Raw genomic sequence first — 20,761 nt, 5'->3', positions numbered from 1 at the left:
CTAAGCTGCGACCTGCGCCAAATGTTCTGACGACGGACACGTCTGATCAATCCCATACAAATGGGGATCAACACGAGGGCAAAGGGAAGGCCAGTAACGATTGCTCCCGTCTGAAGCGCGCCCAGCCTCGGAGGCCAAAGCCCGCCCGTCTTTCTCGCGCTTCAGTCGATCCTATGGCTGTGGACGACAGGCTTTGCCCTCGTATTGGTGTCGGTTCCGCACGTAGGCCTTGCCGTTCCAACGCTCGACAGGAAAGCAAAAGCCGGGCCCGCCAATTTCGATATCGGGCCAGCCGCCAACGCCCTTGGTGGCGAGGAAACTCGGAATGCCCTGGCTGCTGGTGATGCTCTTCCAAGTGCCGTCGGCTTGCTTGCTCACTAGTGTGAACCCCGTCCCCGTCATGCCAAAGCAAAAGGTACTGCCTTCGGTGATAACGGCTTCGGGACGTCCATCGCCGTTGAGATCGCGCACGGTGTCGATTTGTCCGGGCGAATAGCTGGGGGTCCCAGGATCACCGCATTCGGACCATTGTCCACGCTGGAATTTGAATCCGGCCGCCAGGAAAGCGGCGGTGCGATCTTTGGGAGTGAGGGGCGATTGGGCCTGAACCGGCGGGGCAAGCAAGACTATGGATGCAGCAAAAGCGAGGCGAATCCGCATTTCATCCTCCGTGGCAGGAGCAGCTGCGATCATAGCACACCAACGAAATTGGCTTGAAGCGCCAAAGGACGTGTCGCTACGCCGAGCGATTTGCCGTTCGACGCATTGGTGCCGCGATACCGAGGATACGTTTTCTGGCTGATCCGACGATGATGGGATTGCCGGCGAACCGTATCGCGGTCGTCCATGACCCTGTGCTCAAGGTAAGCAAGAGAAAATCCCCCGGACTTGCGCGGCTGATATGCCATGCAAATCCGGGGGCGGGGGATGGGTTGTTTCTGGCCATCGCCGCGGTCATGCCCGGTAATCAGTGGGCGGCGAGTGCAGCCCAGTTGTGCTGGCGGTGTGGATGCTGGTGCAAATCCAGCACCGCGCGTTTGATATAGCTGTCAGCAACTTGCCTGTGTTCGCGGGCTTCTTCGATCGTGCCTGCACTGAGCGCAATGAGCACCTCTTCGCGAGCGCGAACGAGGCAGGCCGGGACATCCTCTTTCAACATGACACCTCCCATGTGATGTTGACCGAATCGTCAGCTTCGTAGGCTTGCTCAATTCGGCAGATGCTTGATTGCACATCGATTGCAAGAAGACGAGTCAATCACGCCGCAGGGAACAACGTTCCGTCGCTGTCGGAGAGGCTGGTTCCGGTGGGATGGCAGCCTGCATTTCGCTGCTGCTGGTACACCGAGCGGTACGGGGCGTGATGTGAGTCTAACGGCGCCGCTCGGTGCCCACTGAATATGCTACATTTCGAATGCCGTTGCTATGATCCTTGGGTAGAACTGTCTGGTCATTAAGAGGGATTTGGTATTATCACCTCCGCAGTAAAGCCTCCAACATCGAACGGATGTGCTTATAAATTTTATGAGAAGTCATGAAGTTATCTGAGGTTGAAATGATAGCGCAATTATTCATGGTGCTGTTCTTGCGAAAGTAGAGTGTGTCTCGATTAGGTTTAACGCCAGGGGCTGAGCGCATAAGCATTTGATGGTTTTGCGTCTGGCGGGCATGGCTTCGGCTTCCTTGCCGTTGCCTCCGGTTCCCAAAATTAGGATACAGGGCGTCTGGAAAACTAGGGGCTATCACCTTGATCTGGATACTGCTTCTGCCAGCATAGCGGGCATTGATGCCACCTCACCCCGCCTGCAACCGGGACGCGCCGTGGAGCACATGCATCCTTTGGCTGTCCAGCACCTCCAGTGAATGCTGGTGCCTCGAATGGAGGAACAACCATTCGTTTGTCACAGCTTCCGGCCGAACGTCCACAACCATGTATCCCCGACGGCTGGTATCGCACCATTTGAGCGCAGGGTTGGCATCCAGATAACTGCGCGCGATGTCGGCGGGATTGCCGAAATAGCGCTTGTCGATGCCCAGGGACGATACGCTCTGTCCAGCGAATTCGACGCCAGCCGGTTGTCCGGCGTTTTCCAGATCGAAAGCCCACGCGTTGTGGCTGTCTCCGCTCAGCACGACCAGATTTGCTTGCGCCGACTGGGCGGCGGCAAGAACGCGGGCGCGGGCGGCGGGATAGCCGTCCCAGCGGTCCATGCTGGTGGGAATGCCCATGGCGCCCAGCTTGACGGCCAGGTCCAGGTCGGTCTTCTGCTGCCCGCCCGCCGGTGCATCCGGGGGGAACCATGTGCGGTAATCGCGGGGCATGATCGTGGTGCCCATGATCACTTGCTGGGCCAGAATTTGCCATTTGGTTCCGGCTGTGACCGAGCTGGCAAGACCGTCGGCCAGCCACTGCTCCTGAACGACACCCATCATCGTCCGGGCCGGGTCGGCGAGTGGGCCATCACGGAATGCCGCAGCGGCCGCAACCGGATCGGGCTTGTCCTTGAGCCAGCCGCCCAGGTCGAGCTGCTTGCTACGCGCGAGAGTGCGTGTTTCGAGGCGAAAGAGGCTGGCCAGATCGCCCAGTTCGTAACGGGTATAGGGATCGGACCGCATCGGCATCCATTCATGCCAGGCTTGCATCGCCGCCCCCTTGCGGATGTCCCAGGGGCCTTCGTCTGCACCATGGTTTTCGGCGCCATGCTGCCAGCTGTTGTTCACGGTTTCATGATCATCGCACATGGCGATCATAGGATAAGCACGGTGGAGCGCCTGCAGATCCGCGTCGAGGCGGTAGCTGGCATAGCGCAAGCGATAGTCCAGAAGGCTGACCGCCTCGTGTTGCGGCTGGATGTTCCTTGAAACCGCGAGTTTCTTCAGGGCATCCGATCGCGTCAGTTTGGACTCGTAGATGTAGTCCCCAAGATGCACCACAAGGTCCAGATCATTGCGGGCCGCGGCGTGGCCATAGGCATTGAACCAGCCAGACGTCGCGTTCGCGCACGAAAATACGCCTATCCGAAAGTGATCGAGCGGCCCTTCCGGCAAGGTGCGTGTCCGGCCGGTATCGGAGACTTGTCCGTCCGGAGCGATGAAACGGTAATAGTACCAGCGTCCCGGCTCCAGCCCCTCGATCCGGGCCTTCGCGCAAAAGCCGTGTTCCGCTGAGGCTTGCGCGGCGCCGCGCGCGACAACACGGTCAAACGTGGTGTCGAGCGAAAGTTCGATGCGCAATTCCGCAGGGCCGCCACCCGCAGGTTCGTAGCGGGTCCACAAGGTTACGCTGTCCTGAAGGGGATCACCACTCGCGACGGAGTGGGTGAAACCGGAAGGAGGCGCCGCCTTGAGTGCGCCGGGCAGCGCGGCCGCGAACGGCGCAAGTGCGGCGGCCTGGAGCAGCGTGCGCCGCGTGACGAACGGATGGAGGAGCCTGTCTGTCATAGGCCCCGGCTACCGCACGGCCGTGACAGAATTGCTGCGACTGCACGACATTTTAGTCACTTAAAGGACGTAAAAGTACAACATAAATACAAACTTACTGCCACACGGTCTGCCTAAATGCCCGCGTTCATCGACTACCGTTAAACAGGGATCTTCCATGACCATGATGACATCGCCGCGCCGGGCTGGCCGCCGCACTCTCGTGCGCGCCGCCATTCTCGCCAGCACCTGTATTCCCGGCACGGCCTTGGCCGGGGAAATCACCGGCATCATCACGGACGTGGCCCTTGATCGCCCCGTACGAGGCGCAACCGTATCCGTGGACGGCAGCGCGATGGCGGCGGCAACCGATGCCAACGGACGCTACGTCCTGTACGATGTCGACGCGGGCGAACATACGCTGACGGTCAGCCAGCCGGGCTATGCCAGCGAGACGTTGCAGGTAACCGTTCCCGAGACAGGCAAGGTCAATGCCGATGGCCATATCGCACTGGCCACGGACATTGAAGGCGATTCCATTCTGGTCACAGGCGCCCGCGCTTCACGCCTGCTCGCGATCCAGCGCAAGCGCGCGATGCCGGTGGTCGCCGATGTCGTTTCCTCGGACGGTATCGGCAAGCTGCCCGACTACAACACGGCCGAGGCGCTGCAGCGCCTTCCGGGCATCTCGGTGGAAATCGACCAGAGCGAGCCGCGCTATGTCGTCATTCGCGGTGTCGATCCCAACCTCAACCTCGTAACCGTCGATGGCAATGTCGCCGGCATTCCGGAGGCGGAAGGCCGGCGCGTGGCGCTGGATACTATCCCCTCTGATCTGGTGGGGGCCATTGAGGTCGTGAAAACGGTAACGCCGGATTACGACGCAAACGCGATCGGCGGCGCGATCAACATCGTCACCCCGAGCGCCTACGATCATTCGAAGCCTTTCACTTACTTCTCCGCGCGCGGCATCTACGGCAGCAAGGCGGACAAGACGGGCTTCGGTGCCAGCGCCATGCACGGTCAGACCTTCGGTGATGACAACCAGTTCGGCATTGTCGTCGGCGTCAGCTATTCGAAGCGCTTCATCGACAGCCAGCTTGTCGATCCGCTGAGCTGGGAGGAGGTGGCCGATGGCGTGTGGGCGCCCACCGGCATGCGCATGTTCAACTATTCGATCATGCGTGAGCGCATCGGCGGGATCGCCAATCTGGAATGGCGCCCGAACGACGACGTGCGTGTGTACGTGAACACCATCTACAACGAGTTCACCGATCACGAAGGCCGCGACCAGTTCGACTACGACATGTATCGCGGAACCGCGACGATTTCCGGCAACGAGGTGACGTACAACAAGGGCCGGGCGACGCGCGAATTCCGCCAGAACAACCAGACCCAGAAGCTGTACAATATCTCTCCCGGCGTGGACTGGCGCTTCGGCACCTTCGAGCTCAAGCTCAACTACACCTATGCCCACGCCCAGGAACATACCCCGGTGCGCGACGACATCGAGTTCCGTTCTGCCGGTGACAAGGTATCGACCATTCTGCTCGGCAGTTCGATGCCAACCTTCAGTTCGGTCGACGAAACGCTCTACGACGCGGCGGCTTTCCCGCTGCGCCGTATTCGCCTGCGCCGCGAGACGATCAATGAGGACCTGCATGCGCTCAAGGCGGACCTCAAGGCCGATTTCGCCGACGGTACCGACAGCTTCATGAAATTCGGCGTGAAGTTCACCGACCGGACCAAGGATCGCGACAACTATCAGGAACTCTGGACACCAGCCCAGAGCGTGACGTTTGCCGATACCGGCGCCGCGCTGGACCCGATCCAGGGCTTCTTTGACGGCAAATACGATTTCGGCCCCGCAATGGATTACAACGGAGTGATGGACTATGCCTTCGTCCAGAACCCCGGCCTGATGGAACTGGACGAGGAGGCGACTGCCTTCAACGACAAGGCCAGCGACTACCACATCAACGAGCAGATCTACGCCGCCTACGGCATGGCCAGTCTGGAATTCGGCGATCTGACCGTGATCGGAGGCGTTCGCGTGGAGCACACGTCGGGCAAGTACGATGCCTTTGCCATTCGCGACACGGACGGGGATGGAACGATCGAGGTTTCGGACATCCAGCCGCTGGGCTTCAAGAAGGAATATACCCACGTCCTGCCCAACATCACGTTGAACTATCGTCCGAGCCCGGAAATGGTGTTTCGCGCGGCATGGACCAACACCATCGGCCGCCCCAACTACAGCGACGTTGTCCCGACGTTCGAGGAAGAGGACGGGGCAGGCAGTTCGGGCAATCCCTACCTCAAGCCCTACACGTCGATGGGGCTTGATCTTTCCGCCGAGTATTATCCCGACGCCGACACGGTGTTTGCGCTTGCGGCGTTCTACAAGCACATCAAGAACCCGATCTACACGCAGACCATCTACGACACCGCCTTTGCGGGTGTGGATCTGATCAGTCTTTCGCAGCCGCAGAACGCCAACAGCGGCAACCTGTTCGGCATCGAAGCCAACATGACCACCCGGCTCACGTTCCTTCCTGCGCCGCTCGACGGTTTCGGTATCTCCGCGAACGTCACCTACGTGGATTCGAGCGTCGACGTGCCGGGCCGCGAGGATGACGATCTGCCCTTCTTCCGCCAGTCCAAGTGGCTTGCCGGTGGCGCGCTCTTCTATGAGAAGGGGCCGTTCGAAGCCCGCTTCGCGGTCAGCTACCGCGATGCCTATCTCACGGGCGTCGGCGCCAGCACAGATTTCGACAGCTATACCAAGGGACGCACGGTGCTGGATGCCCGCATCGGCTACCGCATCCTGGAAGGTGTCGAGGTTTTCGGTTCCGTATCCAACATCGGCGAGGAGCCGCTGGTCGGCTATCAGGGCTACGCCAGCCGCGTGACCTCACGCGAGGAATACGGCGTGAACGTCGATTTCGGCGTCAGCGCGAAGTTCTGATTTCCGTTCGTTCAGACAGCCAAGGAACTGGCAGTTACGAGTGCGTCAGTTCCTTGGCCCGGGAACAAAGGTTGTTTGGCTTTCCATCACACTGCGGCGTTGTGACGGGAGAGAATGGCCAAGGTGCCCCGATATGGCCGGAGCCAGGTCGTGTTTGTCGCTGCGGACAACCGGCGGTTCGTTGCCGGATCATCTTTGATGAACAGATGACCGCTATTCGATAGTCAGTTCGGCACTGTGAACGGCGGCTTTGTTCCAATCTCGGTCAATCCGACCGCGCTCCTCTGGCGTTCAGCCCCGTGCAGGTATTGCCCGGATCGGGGATGGTTTGCGTTACGGACCAGAGCTAACAGCAGCGCATGGACGACTTGTTTTCCGATCGGGCGGTTCGCAGCCAGACGCTGGCGCGGGCGGACCTCGAGCGCCTGCATGCAATGCCGCGGACGCTGATCGACTGCGACCTCGAGGAAGCAGACCTGTCGGGGCTCGATTTGTCCCACTGGAAATTCCAGCGTTGCAATTTGCGGCGAGCGGATATCAGTCGCGCAAATCTCGAAGGCACAGCGTGGCAATCCTGCCGAGGCGCTTTTGCAAACTTCATGTCCTGCGACCTCACCGATGCCAGCTTCCTTGCGACCGACTTGAACAATGCATCGTTCAAGCGTGCGAACCTCCAGTCGGCTAAGTTTGCCCAGTGCAAATTGACCGGAGCAGACCTGTCCGAGGCGAAGGGCCTGGAAATCGAATTCGACGAGACATTGCTCATCAATGCCAAGCTTTCCGGCCGCTCGTTCCGCAAGGCGACTCTGAACAGGATCGATTTCTCCCAGGCCGAACTTCTGAAATGTGATTTTCGGTACACTACCTTCGTAGAGTGCAGCTTGCGCGAGGCAAATATGGATGGATCGCGGTTCGATGGTGCCGATCTGCGCGGTGCCGATCTTGGGGGATTGCGGCTCGTCGACGCCAGCCTGTTTCGCGGTGCGACCATCTCTCGCGAGCAGGCCGGGCAGCTCTTGAGCGAACTCGGCCTGAACGTGCGGTAGGCGGTGCAAGCACAGGCCAGACCCAGCGTGAGCTTGCCGAGGGCCCGGATCAGTCACTCGAAGTCAGGATCGCCCGGCACAGGCTTGCGGGTAACCTCGCGCTCCTCTCGTCTTGCTCGGCGGGACCGGAGTCGCCCAGCGTTGCTATGCGCCTTTTGCGCAATGTACGGCCCGGCAAGGCTTTGGCGTTCTGACCTATGACTACTGCGACTTCGGAGAATCGCTGGCCGGGCCCCTTCGCGAAAGCCACGTAACGTTCGCGGATTGGGAGGCATGACCAAAGTGCTGCGGAGGGAAACCTGCCTCAAATCCTTGCGGCTCTCAGCCGCAGCGAGTTCGTGACCACCGAAATCGACGAGGCGCTCATCGCGAAGGCTGCGAACATCGGGCTGATCAGCATGCCCATGAAGGGGTAGAGAATGCCCGCTGCCACGGGCACACCCAGCGCGTTGTAGATCAGCGCGAAAAACAGGTTCTGGCGGATGTTGCGCATCGTCGCACGGGCAAGCCGCCGGGCGCGTACGATACCGTCGAGATTGCCTTTCACCAGAGTGATGCTGGCGCTTTCGATGGCGACATCGGCCCCTGTTCCCATGGCGATCCCGACATCCGCCTGAGCCAGTGCCGGTGCGTCGTTCACGCCGTCGCCGGCCATGGCAACCTTGCTCCCTGCGGCCTGCAGCTCTGCGATGATCCGCGCCTTGTCGGCGGGCAGGACATCGGCGCGGATTTCGTCGATGCCGAGCCGGGCAGCGACGGCCCTGGCGGTCCGTTCGTTGTCGCCGGTCGCCATGATGACGCGAAAGCCGAGGGCGTGCAGCGCTTTCAGGGCTGCCGGTGTGGTCTCCTTGACCGGATCGGCAACACTGACCAGCCCGGCAACGGCGCCATCGAGCACGACGAACATCACTGTCTCGCCTTCATCGCGGCGGGCATTCGCCTTGCCGGTCAGCTCAGCCGCTTCCAGACCTAGATCGGACAGGAGCTTGAGATTGCCAAGCGCAACGCTCTTCCCGTCGACAGTGCCTTTCACGCCCATGCCGGTCACGGCTTCGAAGTCGCTTGCCGAGTCCAACTCCACGCCACGTTCTCCGGCGCCCGCGACGATCGCTTCGGCGAGCGGATGTTCCGAGCCTTTCTCGAGCGTGGCGGCCAGACGCAAAACCCCCGCCTCGTCGTGGCCCGGCTCGGGCAGGACCGCGACCAGTTTTGGCTTGCCTTCGGTCAGCGTGCCGGTCTTGTCGACGATTAGCGTGTCGACCTTTTCGAAGCGCTCCAGCGCTTCGGCGTTCTTGATCAGCACGCCTGCCTGGGCGCCGCGGCCGGTCGCGGTCATGATCGACATCGGCGTGGCAAGGCCAAGCGCGCAGGGGCAGGCGATGATGAGAACGGACACGGCGGCGATCAACGCGTAGGAGAGCGGCGGAGCGGGTCCCCACAACGCCCAGGCAAGAAAGGCCAGAACGGCAACGCCGATTACTGCGGGCACGAACCAGCCCGCGACCTTGTCGGCATATTTCTGGATCGGCGCGCGCGAGCGCTGGGCACTGGCGACCATCTCGACGATCTGCGAAAGGACAGTGTCGGCGCCGACACGGCCGGCCTCGATCACGAGGCTTCCGGTGCCGTTGATAGTGGCGCCCGTGACGGCATCCCCCATGGTTTTCTCGACCGGTACGGGCTCGCCGGTGATCATGCTTTCATCGATGGAGGATCGTCCCTCCACCACGGTGCCATCGACCGGCACCTTGTCGCCCGGGCGCACGCGCAACCGGTCGCCCGCACGGACGTCCTCAAGCGGGATTTCCGCCTCGCGGCCGTCGTCGCGGATGATCCTTGCGGTCTTGGCGGCAAGATCGAGCAGTGCGCGGATCGCCTTGCCGGTGCCTTCCCGCGCCCGCAGTTCCATCATCTGCCCCAGCAGGACCAGCACGACGATCACGGCGGCCGCCTCGAAATAGACCGGCACATTGCCTGCCGGGTCCCGGAAGCCTTCGGGGAAAATGCCGGGCGCCACCACCGCAACGACGCTGAACGTCCACGAGGCTATCACACCCATTCCGATCAGCGAGAACATGTTGAGGTGCATGGTTCGGAACGAATTCCAGCCGCGGACGAGGAACGGCCAGCCGCACCACAGGACAACGGGCGTTCCCAGCACCAGTTCAATCCAAAGCGAAGCCCGTTCCCCGAAGAACTGGCGGATGTCGCCGAGACCAACGAGTGGCCCCATTGAAAGCACCAGCAGGGGAAGGGTCAGCGCTGCACCAATCCAGAAGCGCCGGGTGAAATCGACGAGTTCCGGGTTCGGCCCCTCTTCGGCCATGGCCGCCGATTCCAGCTCCAGCCCCATTCCGCAGATCGGGCAGGAGCCCGGCCCGGTCTGACGCACTTGTGGATGCATCGGGCAGGTATAGACCGCACCGGAATAGCCGCCCGGGACAGTGTCGTAGCGGCCATCAGCGGCAGCCGGCTTCTGATCGTCCATACCGCCATGGTGATGGTGACAGCAATGATGGCCTTCAGCCTGCGCCGTGTCTGCAGGCACGAGATGCATTCCGCATTTCGGACAGTCGCCCGGTTCCGTCTGCTGCACTTCGGGGTGCATGGGACAGGTGTAGACCGGGCCTTGCCCTGTCGCGGAGTTCTGATCCTCGTGGCTGTGCTGGTTCATGGCTCAAGCCTCATATCGTCGTGTCAGGCCTTGCCCCTTTCGCCCGGTAGTTTCGACAAGCTGCCCAACTGCCGCACGAAAGGATCAAAGGATCATTGCTGGGGCTGTCCGTCCGTCTGGCCGTGACCATGCATGTGGCCGGCGCCGTGCATGGCGTTCTGGCCCGGCGACTGGCAATTGCCGGACATGGGCATCTGACCTTGCGCCATCTGTCCATGATTCATCATGTGCCCCTGGCCGTTCATTTGGCCCTGGCCCATCTGACCTTGCGCCATCTGACCGTGGTTCATCATGTGCCCCTGGCCACTCATCTGGCCCTGCCCCATCGTCTGGCCTCCGGCCATGCCTTGACCCATTTGCCCGGTGCCGGACATGGGGCAATTCGTGACCGGACACTCGGTCTTGCCGTCAGCAGACTGCGAACATTGCTGCGGCTTGCCGCCATCCTGCGTATTGCTGCTGTCTTGGCCGACGGCAATGGCTGGGCTTGCGGCCAGTGCCAGCGCCCCGAAACCAAGCAAGAAGGTCTTCATTGTCTCTCTCCTCCTGACATGTTCCGGCCACGCCTGGGTGCGCCGGTCCTGCAGCGGTCGATGCCGGGACAAGTTCCGTAGCGGCTTCATTTCGATCGCTTCAGATCAGGATTACGTTTGCGCTCAATGCAGCCCTCATAATTTTTTGAGGGGAGAAGTGCCTGCAACACGTATAGCGGCAACAAGGTATGGTCGGGGAGACCGAACGATGGATGACTATCAATTCGACAATTGCCTTCGGGACCTCGCCGGGCCCGCCGGGACAGGCGATGCCGGGTCGGAATTTCATGCGAAGGTCTGGCAGCGCATCGGGCAGATGGTCGAGGCTCGCGACCAGAGGCGGCGAGCCGTTCTCGGCCTTGCCATTTTTGCCGTCGCCCTGGGGACGGGCGTAGGCGTTACCCAAAGCCCGGCAAAGGCAGAGGGTGCGCGCACGGCTCTTGCTGACGGAACGGATCTTTCGCCAGCGGTATTGCTGCACGTTTCGCCATGAAGGTCACGCCCTATTTTGCCGTGTTGCTGCTGGTTCTGGCGGTGGCTGCGGGCAGTCTCGGCGCTTACGCCACCAATCGCTGGTTGGATGGCCGCGACGCTCCGGCTGGCGTGCATGCTTTCGTCCATGAGGAACTTGACCTCACACAGGCACAAGAGGTGAGCCTCGAGGCTATCGAACGCGATTTTGCTGCCGAACACAATGACCTCGAACTGGCGCTGCGCTCTGCCAATGCAGGGCTCGCCCAGGCCATGACCGAGGAGCATCGTTACGGCCCGAAAGTCGCTACCGCGATCGATCGTGTTCACCTGCGCATGGGGGATCTGCAAAAGGCGACTGTGCGCCACGTCTTCCGGATGCGCGCGCTGCTGACCCCGGAGCAGCAGAAGGAATTTGACCGCGAGGTAAACAAGGCCCTCACCAGCCAACCCAAGACTTAGGCGGCCCGTGTCGCAGGAGGGCAACAGGGACGAGGCAAAGCTGGTCGCAGCCGCAAGGGCCGGTGATCGCGGTGCGTTCGACCAGATCGTCGCGATGCATGCTCCGCGTTTGATCCGTCTCGCCTCGGGAATGCTCGCAGACCTCCCCGATGCGGAGGATGCCGTCCAGGATGCCTTGGCCGCGGCCTGGCTGGCGCTGCATCGCTTCGATCCTGCCAAGCCCTTGGGGCCATGGCTGAGCACGATCACCATCAATAAATGCCGCGATGCCATGCGCCGCCGGACCTTGCGGCGCTTTTTCCGGTTGGGTGCGGCAGATCGTCTCGAAAGCCTTGCCGATCCCGAACCCGCTTCCGACCGGCAGTTCGCCAGCCGCCAGATGATGGAAATGGTGCAACGGGAAATTTCCCGGCTGCCCCAGCGTCTCAAGGAGCCGTTCGTGCTCGTCACCTTCGATGGCCGCAGTCAGGCCGAGGCCGCCGCGATTCTCGGGGTCTCGGAAAAGGCCGTCGAAATGCGCATCTATCGGGCCCGCAACCGCTTGCGGGAAAAATTCACGGATTTCTGAGGGGGCTGGCCGTTTCGTTCGTAGAGAGACCCGACACCAACAACAGGGTTCAATGATGTCAGAGATCGATCGGCGCAAGTTCCTCACCGCCGGAGCTGCCTCAATGGGAACGCTCGGCCTGATGCAGGCCATGCCCGCGTGGGCGACGGGGCATGCGAACGGGACGCTTGCACGGCGGGGAAGCGATGTTCTTGCCGGTGAGCACCTGACAATGACCGTGGCGGATGCTGCCTTCCGGACGGGCAAGCGGTACGGGCCGGCAGTCACCGTCAACGGCACGTTGCCCGGGCCGCTGGTGCGGCTGAAGGAAGGCCAGAACCTTGTCGTCGATCTGGTCAACCACAGTTCGGGAGGGACGTCGGTCCACTGGCACGGCTTGCTTGTCCCGTTCCTGATGGACGGTGTGCCGGGCGTGACCATGGCCGCGGTAAAGCCCGGCGAGACCTTTCGATATGAATTCCCGATCCGTCAGTCGGGCACTTATTGGTGGCATGCGCATACACTGCAGGAGCCCATGGGGCATTACGGCCCGATCGTGATTGATCCGCTCGAGCCCGATCCCTTCACCTGGGACCGGGAATATGTGCTCATGCTGTCCGACTGGTCGCCGATGCACCCCATGACGGTCATGAAGAAACTGCGGACACAGGCGGACTATTTCAACTATCACCGGACCACCGCTACTGACGATTATGCGCTGAGCGGCGCTGAGCGGCGGATGTGGGCGAAGATGCGCATGAGCCCGACCGACATCGCCGATATCGGCGGATGGACCTATACCTACCTGATCAATGGCCATGGCCCCGACGACGGCCTCGAACTGCCCTTCACGCCGGGCGAACGACTTCGCCTTCGCATCATCAACGGCAGCGCGATGACGTTCTTCAACATCCGCGTTCCGGGCCTGCCGATGACCGTGGTCGCGGCAGACGGGCAGAATGTGAATCCGGTCGAGACGGATGAATTCCAGATAGGCGTTGCCGAAACATATGACGTTCTGATCACGCCGCAGAATGCCGATGCTTTCGCCTTCGTGGCCGAGTCCATCGATCGCTCCGGCATGGGCGTGGCGATGCTGGCATCGCGTCCAGGGGCCCGTGCTTCCGTCCCGGCGCTGCGCAAACCACCGGTCCTGACAATGGCCGACATGGGCATGGCGATGAATGCCGGCGCCATGGCTGGCATGGACCATGGCGCGATGGATGGCATGGACATGAGCGGAATGGACATGGGGACCGGCAAGGGCAACACAGGTTCCGGCATGAACATGCGTGACACCGCGCGCCTGCCCGCCAGCGTCAAGGCCGGGCCGGGCATGGACATGGTCGCGATGCACCCGGCCGACCGGATGGACTTCCCCGGTCTCGGTCTCGACCAGGCCGGTCACCGGGTCCTGACCTACAAGCAGTTGACCGCCGCAAGGACCAACCCCGATCTGCGCAGGCCATCGCGGCTCAAGGAAATTCACCTGACCGGCAACATGGAACGCTACATGTGGTCGTTCGACGGCCAGAAGTTCGACGCCGTGACCGACAAGCCCATACGCTTTGCCTTTAATGAACGGGTTCGCGTGCGGCTGGTCAACGACACGATGATGGTCCATCCCATACACCTGCACGGCCACTTCTTCGAACTGGTCAACGGCGCGCCGAGCGACCGCCAGCCCCGCAAGCACACCGTCAATGTTCAGCCCGGTGGCAGCGCGACCTTCGACCTGACGGCCGATACCCCGGGCGACTGGCCGTTCCACTGCCACCTCTTCTACCACATGCACCAGGGCATGTTTCAGATCGTGACGGTGCGTCCGCTGCAGGAAGGAGCCGGACAGTGAGATACCTTCTCGCCCTCCCGCTGCTGGCCGCGAGCCCAGCGTTCGCGCAGGATCAGATGGATCACGCCGGCCATCATCAACACACATCCGCGCCAACGTCCGCTGATCCTTCGGGCAGCAGCACCGGCACGCCAGGCAGCGTCTCTTCAGGCGATGCGATGGAGAGCCCAGAGGCCATGGATCATTCGATGATGAATGGTTCCATGGATCACTCGGGGATGGACCATATGCAGATGGGGCACGGCATGGGCATGACCCATGGAAGTGCAGCCCCAATGCCTGCCGGGGACATCCCCCAGGCACCACCGCCAGCCGAGGCCTTCTCCGGTCCCGACTTTGCGGCCGACCAGTTCGTCGGAGCGGATGTCATGGCGGCATCGCGGATGCACGTGGTTCGAGAAGCCAGTGGCATGCCCGTCTTCTGGCTCATGGCAGACCGCGCCGAATTCCACGCCCATGAGGGTAAAGATGGCTACACCTGGGACGTCCAGGGCTCATACGGCGGGCATATCGACAAGCTCTGGTTCAAAAGCGAAGGCGAGGGCAATTTCGGCGAGAAGCCCGAGAGAGCAGAAGTCCAGGCGTTGTGGAGCCATGCCATCGGCCCCTGGTGGGATCTGCAGGCAGGTGTCCGCCAGGATCTGGCCGGGCCGTCACGGGCGCATGCGGCCATCGGCGTACAGGGGTTGGCGCCTTACCTTTTCGAGATGGATGCGGCAGCGTTCATCTCCAACAAGGGTGATGTGACGGCTCGCGTCGAAGGCGAACTCGACCAGCGCATCACGCAGCGTTTGATCCTGCAACCGCGCGCAGAGATCAATCTGGCGGCCCAGGATATTCCCGAACTGGGCATTGGCAGCGGCGTGGACCGTATCGAGGCGGGTTTGCGCCTTCGCTACGAAATCCGGCGTGAGTTCGCGCCCTACATGGGGATCGCACAGGAGTGGAAGGTCGGTACCAGCGCCGACTACGCCCGCGCGTCGGGAGAAGAGGCGAGTGTTACCAACTTCGTGGTTGGCGTGCGCTTCTGGTTTTGATCCGCAATCTCCTGCTGCGCGTCGAACGCGGTGAGCGGGCATTTTAGCTCGCACTGAGGTACGGCGACTGGTCCTGCTCGACAGGGCAATTTGCGTTTGTACTGTTACGCCGGTTCGGACAGCATGGGCGTCATGGGGAATTTGCATGTCGATTGTGGCGGCACACGCTATCGCTTCGCCTCGCTGGCGGCGGTGCTGGCGGCCGCCTCGCCGTTACGCTCGGGCGACGTGTTGGCGGGAGTCGCGGCAGAAAGCGAGGCGCACCGGATTGCCGCGCGGTGGCTGCTGGCCGATCTGCCGCTGACCCATTTTGTCGAACACCCGGTCGTTCCCTACGAGGCCGACGAGGTGACGCGACTGATCGCCGACACACAGGATCACAGGGCACTGGGGCCGGTTGCTGGTCTCACCGTCGGCGCGTTTCGCGATTGGCTGCTGGCCGCCGATGGCCCGGAAATCTGCGCGCTTGCACCTGGGCTAACCCCCGAAATCGTCGCCGCAGTCTCCAAGATTATGCGAAACCAGGACCTGGTATCGGTCGCACGAAAGCTCTGTGTGGTCACCGGTTTTCGCGATACCCTGGGAATTCCCGGCCGGCTCTCGGTGCGGTTGCAGCCGAACCACCCGACCGACGCCCCTTCGGCTATCGCCGCTGCGACGCTCGACGGGTTGCTGCTGGGATCGGGCGACGCGGTGATCGGAATTAACCCTGCCGGCGACGATCTCGACACGGCACAAACACTGCTGACGATGCTCGACGAGATCGTACATGCGCTTGCCATACCCACGCAATCCTGCGTGCTCACCCATGTCACTAATACGCTTGAGCTGATCCGCCGCGGTGCGCCGGTCGACCTCTGCTTCCAGTCGATCGCGGGAACCGAGGCCGCCAACCGGGCCTTCGGGATCGACCTCGCACTGCTGCGCGAGGCGCATGAGGCGACGCTTGCGCTGGGGCGAGGGACGGTGGGGCACAATGTGATGTATTTCGAAACGGGTCAGGGCTCGTGCCTGTCCTCCGACGCACATCACGGCGTTGACCAGCAGACGCTCGAATGCCGCGCCTATGCGGTGGCACGAGCTTACGATCCCCTGCTGGTCAATTCCGTGGTAGGGTTCATCGGCCCTGAATATCTCTATGATGGCAAGCAGATCCTGCGCGCCGCGCTGGAGGACCATTGCTGCGGCAAGTTGCTCGGCCTGCCGATGGGGCTCGACATTTGCTACACCAATCATGCCGAGGCCGATCAGGACGATATGGACACGATCCTGACCGTGCTGGGCGTGGCCGGTGTAAACTTCATCATGGGCGTACCGGGGGCAGACGACATCATGCTCGGCTATCAATCGACCAGCTTCCACGATGCGCTTTACATCCGCGATGTGCTGGGCCTGCGTCCTGCGCCGGAATTCGAGGCATGGCTTGCCTCCAACGGGATCATGGATGCCGATGGCCGGCTGTCCGGGCATCCGTCGTTGCCCGGACTCGCGCTGAAAGCGATCTCGGCACTTGGCTGAGCCACTCGCCCCGAGCGATCTCACCGCGCGTCTTCGCGCGCTAACGCCGGCGCGCGTGGGGCTGGCGCGCGCGGGAACCGCGTTGGCGACCACGCCGATGCTGGCGTTTCAGCTTGCCCATGCCGCTGCGCGCGATGCGGTCCATGCCGCTCTGTCCGACGGGTTCGCCGCCGAGATTGCGGGCCGGCCGACGGCCGCCGTCCGCAGCCGGGCACCGGACCGGGAGACCTATCTGCGCCGCCCCGACCTCGGCCGGCGCCTTGCGGCGGAAAGCCGTGCAGCTTTGGAAACCTGCCGCGGCGAAGTGGCACTGGTAATTGCTGATGGACTTTCGGCAAGCGGGATCGCGGAGCACGGAGTTGCGCTCGCCGAGGCAATCATTGGGCGGCTGGCAGTCCGCAGCTTTGCGCCGGTGACAATCGCGCGGCAAGCGCGGGTCGCGCTGGGTGACGACATCGGCGAGGCACTGGGGGCGTCGATCGTCATAGTGCTGATCGGTGAGCGCCCGGGGCTGAGCGCTGCAGATGGCATCGGCGCCTATATCACGCTGCATCCCCGAATCGGCCGGATCGATGCCGAGCGTAATTGCGTGTCGAACATCCGGCCTGGAGGCCTTCCGCTGGATCGTGCAGCCGACCAAATTGCGGCACTGACGAATGCTGCCTTCGTCCTGGGTGAGACTGGTGTGCGGCTCAAGCTGACCAGCGACCAACTGCACGACTCCGACAATCGCGGCCGTCCTTGAACCTGCGGAAGAATCTTCGCCTGACGTTCGATGCCATCAACATCACCAACGAAACAGAAGTGCAGTTCAGCGGTCTCTGTGAGCGAGCCGACGATCCTCACCCGCTTCAATGCCACTTCCTGATCCTCCGATCAGATTCGTGAGTTCGCGCTCTTCTTTTACGTTCAGAAGATTTTGATATCTCAGAGAATTCTTGCGCAGAAAAGTTTATATAATAATATTATATTATATAAAATAATTACAATAAAAGGTATTTTAATGTTTCACATATTACTGTAATTTTTCAGTAAGCCATTCTGCGGATTCTGCAATGGATTTGGTTGCGAGTGTCGAAATGGCGACAGCTTCGAGAAAGCTGTGCGTTGCGCCATCATAGATGTGGCAATCCACGCTAATTCCTGCCTCTGCGAGGAGCCGCGCCATTTCCCGGTTCTCGTCCAGCAGAACATCGCACTGTGCTACGCACAGCCATGCCGGGCAAAGCCCTTTCAGATCAGCGCAAAGCGGTTCCGCGAGCGGATCACCGGTGTGTTCCGGCCCAAGGTATGCATCCCAGAAGGTGTCCATTTCCGGGCCGGTGAGCATGTACCGGTCGCCATCACCGTATCGGTCGTAGCTGGGATAAGAGGCACGGGAAAAGGCACCGTAATTGAGCAGCAGGGCAGCCGGTCCGGGTAAGCCTGCATCGCGTTGCCGGATGGCGGCAGCCAGGGCGAGATTGGCCCCGGCGCTGTCTCCGCCCAGGGCATAGCAGGCCGGATCCAGTCCGTGGCTCGGACCATCGGCACGCAGCCAGTCCAGTACCATGACAACGTCATCGAGCCCGGCGGGAAAGCGGTGCTCAGGAGCCAGCCGGTAATCGATGCCCAGCACGGCAATTCCTGCTCGCGCCGCATATTCGCGCATCAGTCGGTCGTGTGTATCGGTGCTGAAAAGCGTCCAGCCTCCACCATGCAGGTAGACCAGTATGGGAAGGGCTTCGGCCTCGATAGGGCGGTGGATGCGGATGTGGATGGCGTGATCGCCGATGGAGAGATCTTCGGTCGCGAACATCGCGGGGCCGCCGGTGCGCCATGGTTCACGCTGTTTCTCCGCGATGGCCCGCAGTTCTTCCCATGGCATTCCAGGCCGTGAGCCCAGCGCGGCCGAGGCGGCAAACATCTGCGTCAGCCAGTCGCGGATTTCGGGATCGACATCGTCGTCTGGGAAAGGAGGAGACGTCATTTCGTGTGTCCTTTCGCCTCCTTTAGCGGAATTCAAGCGGAGACAAAAAGGCGGGACCGGCATGTAGAGCCGGCCCCGCCAGTTGGTTGGGATGGAGAATCAGAAATCGGCGGAGATCGACGCCTTGAAGGTTCGCGGCTGGCCCTGCAGGAGTGCGGCCGAGAAGTCGTCGTAGGCCGAGGCCCAGTAGCGCTTGTCCGCGATGTTATCGACGTTGAAGCGCAAGGTTACTGGGACATCGCCGGCGGCGAAGACATAGCGGGCCCCGGCGTTGAAGATGGTCCAGTCCGGCAGGCGAAGCGTGTTCGCGACATCGACCCACTGCTTGCCGGTATAAGTCACGCGGCCGGTGAGCGTGAAGCCCTCAAGCGGCGTATCCCATTCCAGATTGGCGTTGGCGGTCCAGTCCGGCACGCCCTTGGCTTCGGTGCCCGCATTGGCATCCGCCGAGGCCAGCAGCTTCGCCTTGGTCACGGACAGGCCCGAGATCAGGCGCAAGCCGGGCAGGACTTCGCCGTTCAGCGTGAATTCGACGCCGCGGTTACGCTGCGTACCATTGATCGCATAGACCAGCGTGCTGTTGTCGATATACCCGTAGGGCTTCTTGATCTGATACCAGGCGAGGCTCGCGAACATCGGGCCGACCTTCACCTTGCCGCCAACCTCGTACTGGGTCGAGACGTAGGGCGGGAAGACTTCGCCGAAGTTGGCCGCGCCAAAGCCTGCGGTCGGGCCTTGCTGCAGGGCTTCGATGCGGTTGGCGTAGAGCGACACGCCCTCCACCGGCTTGACCACGAGACCCACCACTGGCGTCACGGCGTCGTCGTCATAGACCGAGGAGAGCGCGCCGCCGTCGTAGTAGCCGTAGCTCTTGATCTTGATCGTCTGCAGGCGAAGGCCGCCGGTCACGAGAATACGGTCATCCCAGAATCCGATCGTGTCGGAAGCGAAGGCAGACCACAGGCGGGTGCGTGAGATGGGATAGGGATCGTTGAGGTCGCCGCCGACAAGCGTGGAGCGTGGGATGTCCACCTGCGGGGTGTCATAGAGATTCGTCGAGAAACCGGCGAAACCGGGGCCGTACAGGAAATCGAACGCGTTGCGGTTGACCTGCCAGCTGGCATTGGCACCCACGACGAATTCCTGGGTGATGACGCTGCCGACCTTGGCGCGCGCGCCCGCTTCCACGGCCTCGTTGTTGTCGGTGCGCGGCACGTAGAGGGCGTTGCCCGAGCCATCGCCGGTGGTGGCATCGAACAGGTTGAAGCCGCCGTAGATGCCGTCTTCGGAGCCATCGCGCGCACCGGCCTTGAACCACATCGTGGCATTGTCGGCAAAGTCGTACTCGAAATTGAACACGCCGAAGATGTCGCGCAGCTTGGAGTACGTATAGGCCTGCGCGTAGTTCGCATCCGAATCCGGCACACTCGGGACGACTGACGTGTAGATCGTCACCTTGGGCCGGAGATCATCGACGCGGACCTTCTGGTAGGCCAGATCGAGGCTCATGCGGACAGGGCCGTGCGACCAGTCAAGACCGACGCCGAGGACCTGGCTCATGCGGTCCTCCCGGTCGATGCCCATCTGGCCATCCTGATAATTGCCGTTGATGCGCACGCCGAGATCACCAAACCGGCGCGAAACATCGAAGCTGCCACCAAAGTGCGAGTCCGACGTATAGCCGAGCGTCACGCGGTTGAGGTCGGATTGCCCGGCATGCTTGAGCAGCAGGTTGACGCTGCCGCCAAGACCGGAGCCGCCGGGCGCTGCACCATTGAGAAAGGCCGAGGAGCCGTTCAGCACCTGAACCTGATCGAACAGTTCCGGTGCGATGAGCTGGCGCGGGGTGATCCCGTAAAGGCCGTTCAGGCCGACGTCGTCACCGTAAAGTTCAAAGCCGCGGATGACGAACGCTTCGGCTGCGTTGCCATAGCCGTAGGTGGTGCGCACGGTGGGATCGTTTTCCAGCACTTCGCCCAGCGACTTGGGCTGCTGGTTGAGGATTAGCGTCGAATCGAAGCTGCGCACGTTGAAGGGCAGGTCCTCGGCCGGCTTGTTGCCGAGCACGCCTGCAGAGCCGCCATTCTCCACGTGGGTCGCATTTTCGCGCTGTGCCGTGACGACGATCTCCTGCGAGGTCTTCACGTCCTCGGCGAAAGCGGGGGCAGTGATTGTGGCAAGGCCGGCCGCGAAAGCGAGGCAACTGCTGCCACGAAGCGCTGAACGAATGCGATTGGATGTGTACGGCATGGTCAAATCCCTCAA

Annotated in this window: 17 protein-coding genes; 9 read left to right on the top strand and 8 right to left on the bottom strand. The window is 61.9% G+C overall.

Going from position 1 to position 20,761, the window contains the following annotated elements; genetic code table 11:
- Window positions 1-171: 171 nt before the first annotated feature.
- The 4 genes from MTR64_RS07560 to MTR64_RS07545 form a co-directional block, all read right to left on the bottom strand.
- Window positions 172-660: a hypothetical protein gene (locus MTR64_RS07560; protein WP_243992447.1), complete on the bottom strand. Its 489-nt coding sequence runs from the start codon at window positions 658-660 to the stop codon at window positions 172-174.
- Between the two features lie 29 nt (window positions 661-689).
- Window positions 690-908, bottom strand: coding sequence for a hypothetical protein (locus MTR64_RS07555; RefSeq protein WP_243992445.1), 219 nt, complete (start codon window positions 906-908; stop codon window positions 690-692).
- Window positions 909-967: 59 nt separating this feature from the next.
- The gene (locus tag MTR64_RS07550; RefSeq protein WP_243992443.1) at window positions 968-1,159 is read right to left on the bottom strand and encodes a hypothetical protein; all 192 of its coding nucleotides are present in this window, start codon (window positions 1,157-1,159) and stop codon (window positions 968-970) included.
- Between the two features lie 634 nt (window positions 1,160-1,793).
- Window positions 1,794-3,440: an alkaline phosphatase D family protein gene (locus MTR64_RS07545; RefSeq protein WP_243992440.1), complete on the bottom strand. Its 1,647-nt coding sequence runs from the start codon at window positions 3,438-3,440 to the stop codon at window positions 1,794-1,796.
- Between the two features lie 157 nt (window positions 3,441-3,597).
- Here MTR64_RS07545 and MTR64_RS07540 point away from each other — a divergent pair, with 157 nt between their 5' ends.
- Both MTR64_RS07540 and MTR64_RS07535 read left to right on the top strand, forming a co-directional pair.
- A complete protein-coding gene (locus MTR64_RS07540) occupies window positions 3,598-6,387 on the top strand; it encodes a TonB-dependent receptor (protein WP_243992438.1) in 2,790 nt (929 codons plus the stop codon).
- A gap of 359 nt (window positions 6,388-6,746) precedes the next feature.
- Entirely contained in the window at window positions 6,747-7,433 is a 687-nt protein-coding gene (locus tag MTR64_RS07535; RefSeq protein WP_243992436.1) for a pentapeptide repeat-containing protein, read from the top strand.
- A gap of 304 nt (window positions 7,434-7,737) precedes the next feature.
- On the opposite strand, the gene MTR64_RS07530 is transcribed toward MTR64_RS07535, so the two are convergent.
- Window positions 7,738-10,107, bottom strand: a complete 2,370-nt coding sequence (locus MTR64_RS07530; RefSeq protein WP_243992434.1) for a copper-transporting P-type ATPase — start codon at window positions 10,105-10,107, stop codon at window positions 7,738-7,740.
- A 92-nt stretch (window positions 10,108-10,199) separates the two neighbouring features.
- The gene (locus MTR64_RS07525; RefSeq protein WP_243992432.1) at window positions 10,200-10,640 is read right to left on the bottom strand and encodes a hypothetical protein; all 441 of its coding nucleotides are present in this window, start codon (window positions 10,638-10,640) and stop codon (window positions 10,200-10,202) included.
- 208 nt (window positions 10,641-10,848) lie between these two features.
- On the opposite strand from MTR64_RS07525, the gene MTR64_RS07520 reads away from it, so the two are divergent.
- The 7 genes from MTR64_RS07520 (at window position 10,849) to eutC (ending at window position 17,272) form a co-directional block, all read left to right on the top strand.
- Complete coding sequence (locus MTR64_RS07520; RefSeq protein ID WP_243992430.1) at window positions 10,849-11,133, top strand: hypothetical protein; 285 nt, start codon at window positions 10,849-10,851, stop codon at window positions 11,131-11,133.
- On the top strand, window positions 11,130-11,573 hold the full coding sequence (locus tag MTR64_RS07515; protein WP_243992428.1) for a periplasmic heavy metal sensor: 444 nt from the start codon (window positions 11,130-11,132) through the stop codon (window positions 11,571-11,573). Before MTR64_RS07520 ends, MTR64_RS07515 begins: the two co-directional genes overlap by 4 nt.
- A 7-nt stretch (window positions 11,574-11,580) precedes the next feature.
- Window positions 11,581-12,141, top strand: a complete 561-nt coding sequence (locus MTR64_RS07510) for an RNA polymerase sigma factor (protein ID WP_243992426.1) — start codon at window positions 11,581-11,583, stop codon at window positions 12,139-12,141.
- Between the two features lie 55 nt (window positions 12,142-12,196).
- Window positions 12,197-13,972: a copper resistance system multicopper oxidase gene (locus MTR64_RS07505; protein WP_243992424.1), complete on the top strand. Its 1,776-nt coding sequence runs from the start codon at window positions 12,197-12,199 to the stop codon at window positions 13,970-13,972.
- A complete protein-coding gene (locus MTR64_RS07500; RefSeq protein WP_243992421.1) occupies window positions 13,969-15,009 on the top strand; it encodes a copper resistance protein B in 1,041 nt (346 codons plus the stop codon). Before MTR64_RS07505 ends, MTR64_RS07500 begins: the two co-directional genes overlap by 4 nt.
- Before the next feature lie 132 nt (window positions 15,010-15,141).
- Window positions 15,142-16,527, top strand: a complete 1,386-nt coding sequence (locus tag MTR64_RS07495) for an ethanolamine ammonia-lyase subunit EutB (RefSeq protein WP_243992419.1) — start codon at window positions 15,142-15,144, stop codon at window positions 16,525-16,527.
- Entirely contained in the window at window positions 16,520-17,272 is a 753-nt protein-coding gene (gene eutC / locus MTR64_RS07490) for an ethanolamine ammonia-lyase subunit EutC (RefSeq protein ID WP_243992417.1), read from the top strand. Before MTR64_RS07495 ends, eutC begins: the two co-directional genes overlap by 8 nt.
- A 270-nt stretch (window positions 17,273-17,542) precedes the next feature.
- Here the strand turns inward: eutC and MTR64_RS07485 are convergent, their stop codons facing one another.
- On the bottom strand, window positions 17,543-18,496 hold the full coding sequence (locus MTR64_RS07485; protein ID WP_243992415.1) for an alpha/beta hydrolase: 954 nt from the start codon (window positions 18,494-18,496) through the stop codon (window positions 17,543-17,545).
- Between the two features lie 99 nt (window positions 18,497-18,595).
- Window positions 18,596-20,746, bottom strand: a complete 2,151-nt coding sequence (locus tag MTR64_RS07480; RefSeq protein ID WP_243992413.1) for a TonB-dependent receptor — start codon at window positions 20,744-20,746, stop codon at window positions 18,596-18,598.
- Between the last annotated feature and the right edge of the window lie 15 nt (window positions 20,747-20,761).

The organism is Novosphingobium album (ex Hu et al. 2023), assembly GCF_022832385.1.
Lineage (GTDB): Bacteria > Pseudomonadota > Alphaproteobacteria > Sphingomonadales > Sphingomonadaceae > Novosphingobium > Novosphingobium album.
Note: the sequence above shows the minus strand (reverse complement) of the source record. Positions and strands in the feature narration are given on the sequence as shown.

Excerpts from the sequence above, each read along its gene's own strand:
- MTR64_RS07525 (WP_243992432.1), bottom strand. The coding sequence starts at position 10,640 with ATGAAGACCTTCTTGCTTGGTTTCGGGGCGCTGGCACTGGCCGCAAGC.
- MTR64_RS07535 (WP_243992436.1), top strand. The coding sequence starts at position 6,747 with ATGGACGACTTGTTTTCCGATCGGGCGGTTCGCAGCCAGACGCTGGCG.
- MTR64_RS07485 (WP_243992415.1), bottom strand. The coding sequence starts at position 18,496 with ATGACGTCTCCTCCTTTCCCAGACGACGATGTCGATCCCGAAATCCGC.
- MTR64_RS07520 (WP_243992430.1), top strand. The coding sequence starts at position 10,849 with ATGGATGACTATCAATTCGACAATTGCCTTCGGGACCTCGCCGGGCCC.
- MTR64_RS07480 (WP_243992413.1), bottom strand. The coding sequence starts at position 20,746 with ATGCCGTACACATCCAATCGCATTCGTTCAGCGCTTCGTGGCAGCAGT.
- MTR64_RS07550 (WP_243992443.1), bottom strand. The coding sequence starts at position 1,159 with ATGTTGAAAGAGGATGTCCCGGCCTGCCTCGTTCGCGCTCGCGAAGAG.
- MTR64_RS07560 (WP_243992447.1), bottom strand. The coding sequence starts at position 660 with ATGCGGATTCGCCTCGCTTTTGCTGCATCCATAGTCTTGCTTGCCCCG.
- MTR64_RS07545 (WP_243992440.1), bottom strand. The coding sequence starts at position 3,440 with ATGACAGACAGGCTCCTCCATCCGTTCGTCACGCGGCGCACGCTGCTC.
- MTR64_RS07555 (WP_243992445.1), bottom strand. The coding sequence starts at position 908 with ATGGCATATCAGCCGCGCAAGTCCGGGGGATTTTCTCTTGCTTACCTT.
- MTR64_RS07540 (WP_243992438.1), top strand. The coding sequence starts at position 3,598 with ATGACCATGATGACATCGCCGCGCCGGGCTGGCCGCCGCACTCTCGTG.
- MTR64_RS07505 (WP_243992424.1), top strand. The coding sequence starts at position 12,197 with ATGTCAGAGATCGATCGGCGCAAGTTCCTCACCGCCGGAGCTGCCTCA.
- MTR64_RS07530 (WP_243992434.1), bottom strand. The coding sequence starts at position 10,107 with ATGAACCAGCACAGCCACGAGGATCAGAACTCCGCGACAGGGCAAGGC.
- MTR64_RS07495 (WP_243992419.1), top strand. The coding sequence starts at position 15,142 with ATGGGGAATTTGCATGTCGATTGTGGCGGCACACGCTATCGCTTCGCC.
- MTR64_RS07515 (WP_243992428.1), top strand. The coding sequence starts at position 11,130 with ATGAAGGTCACGCCCTATTTTGCCGTGTTGCTGCTGGTTCTGGCGGTG.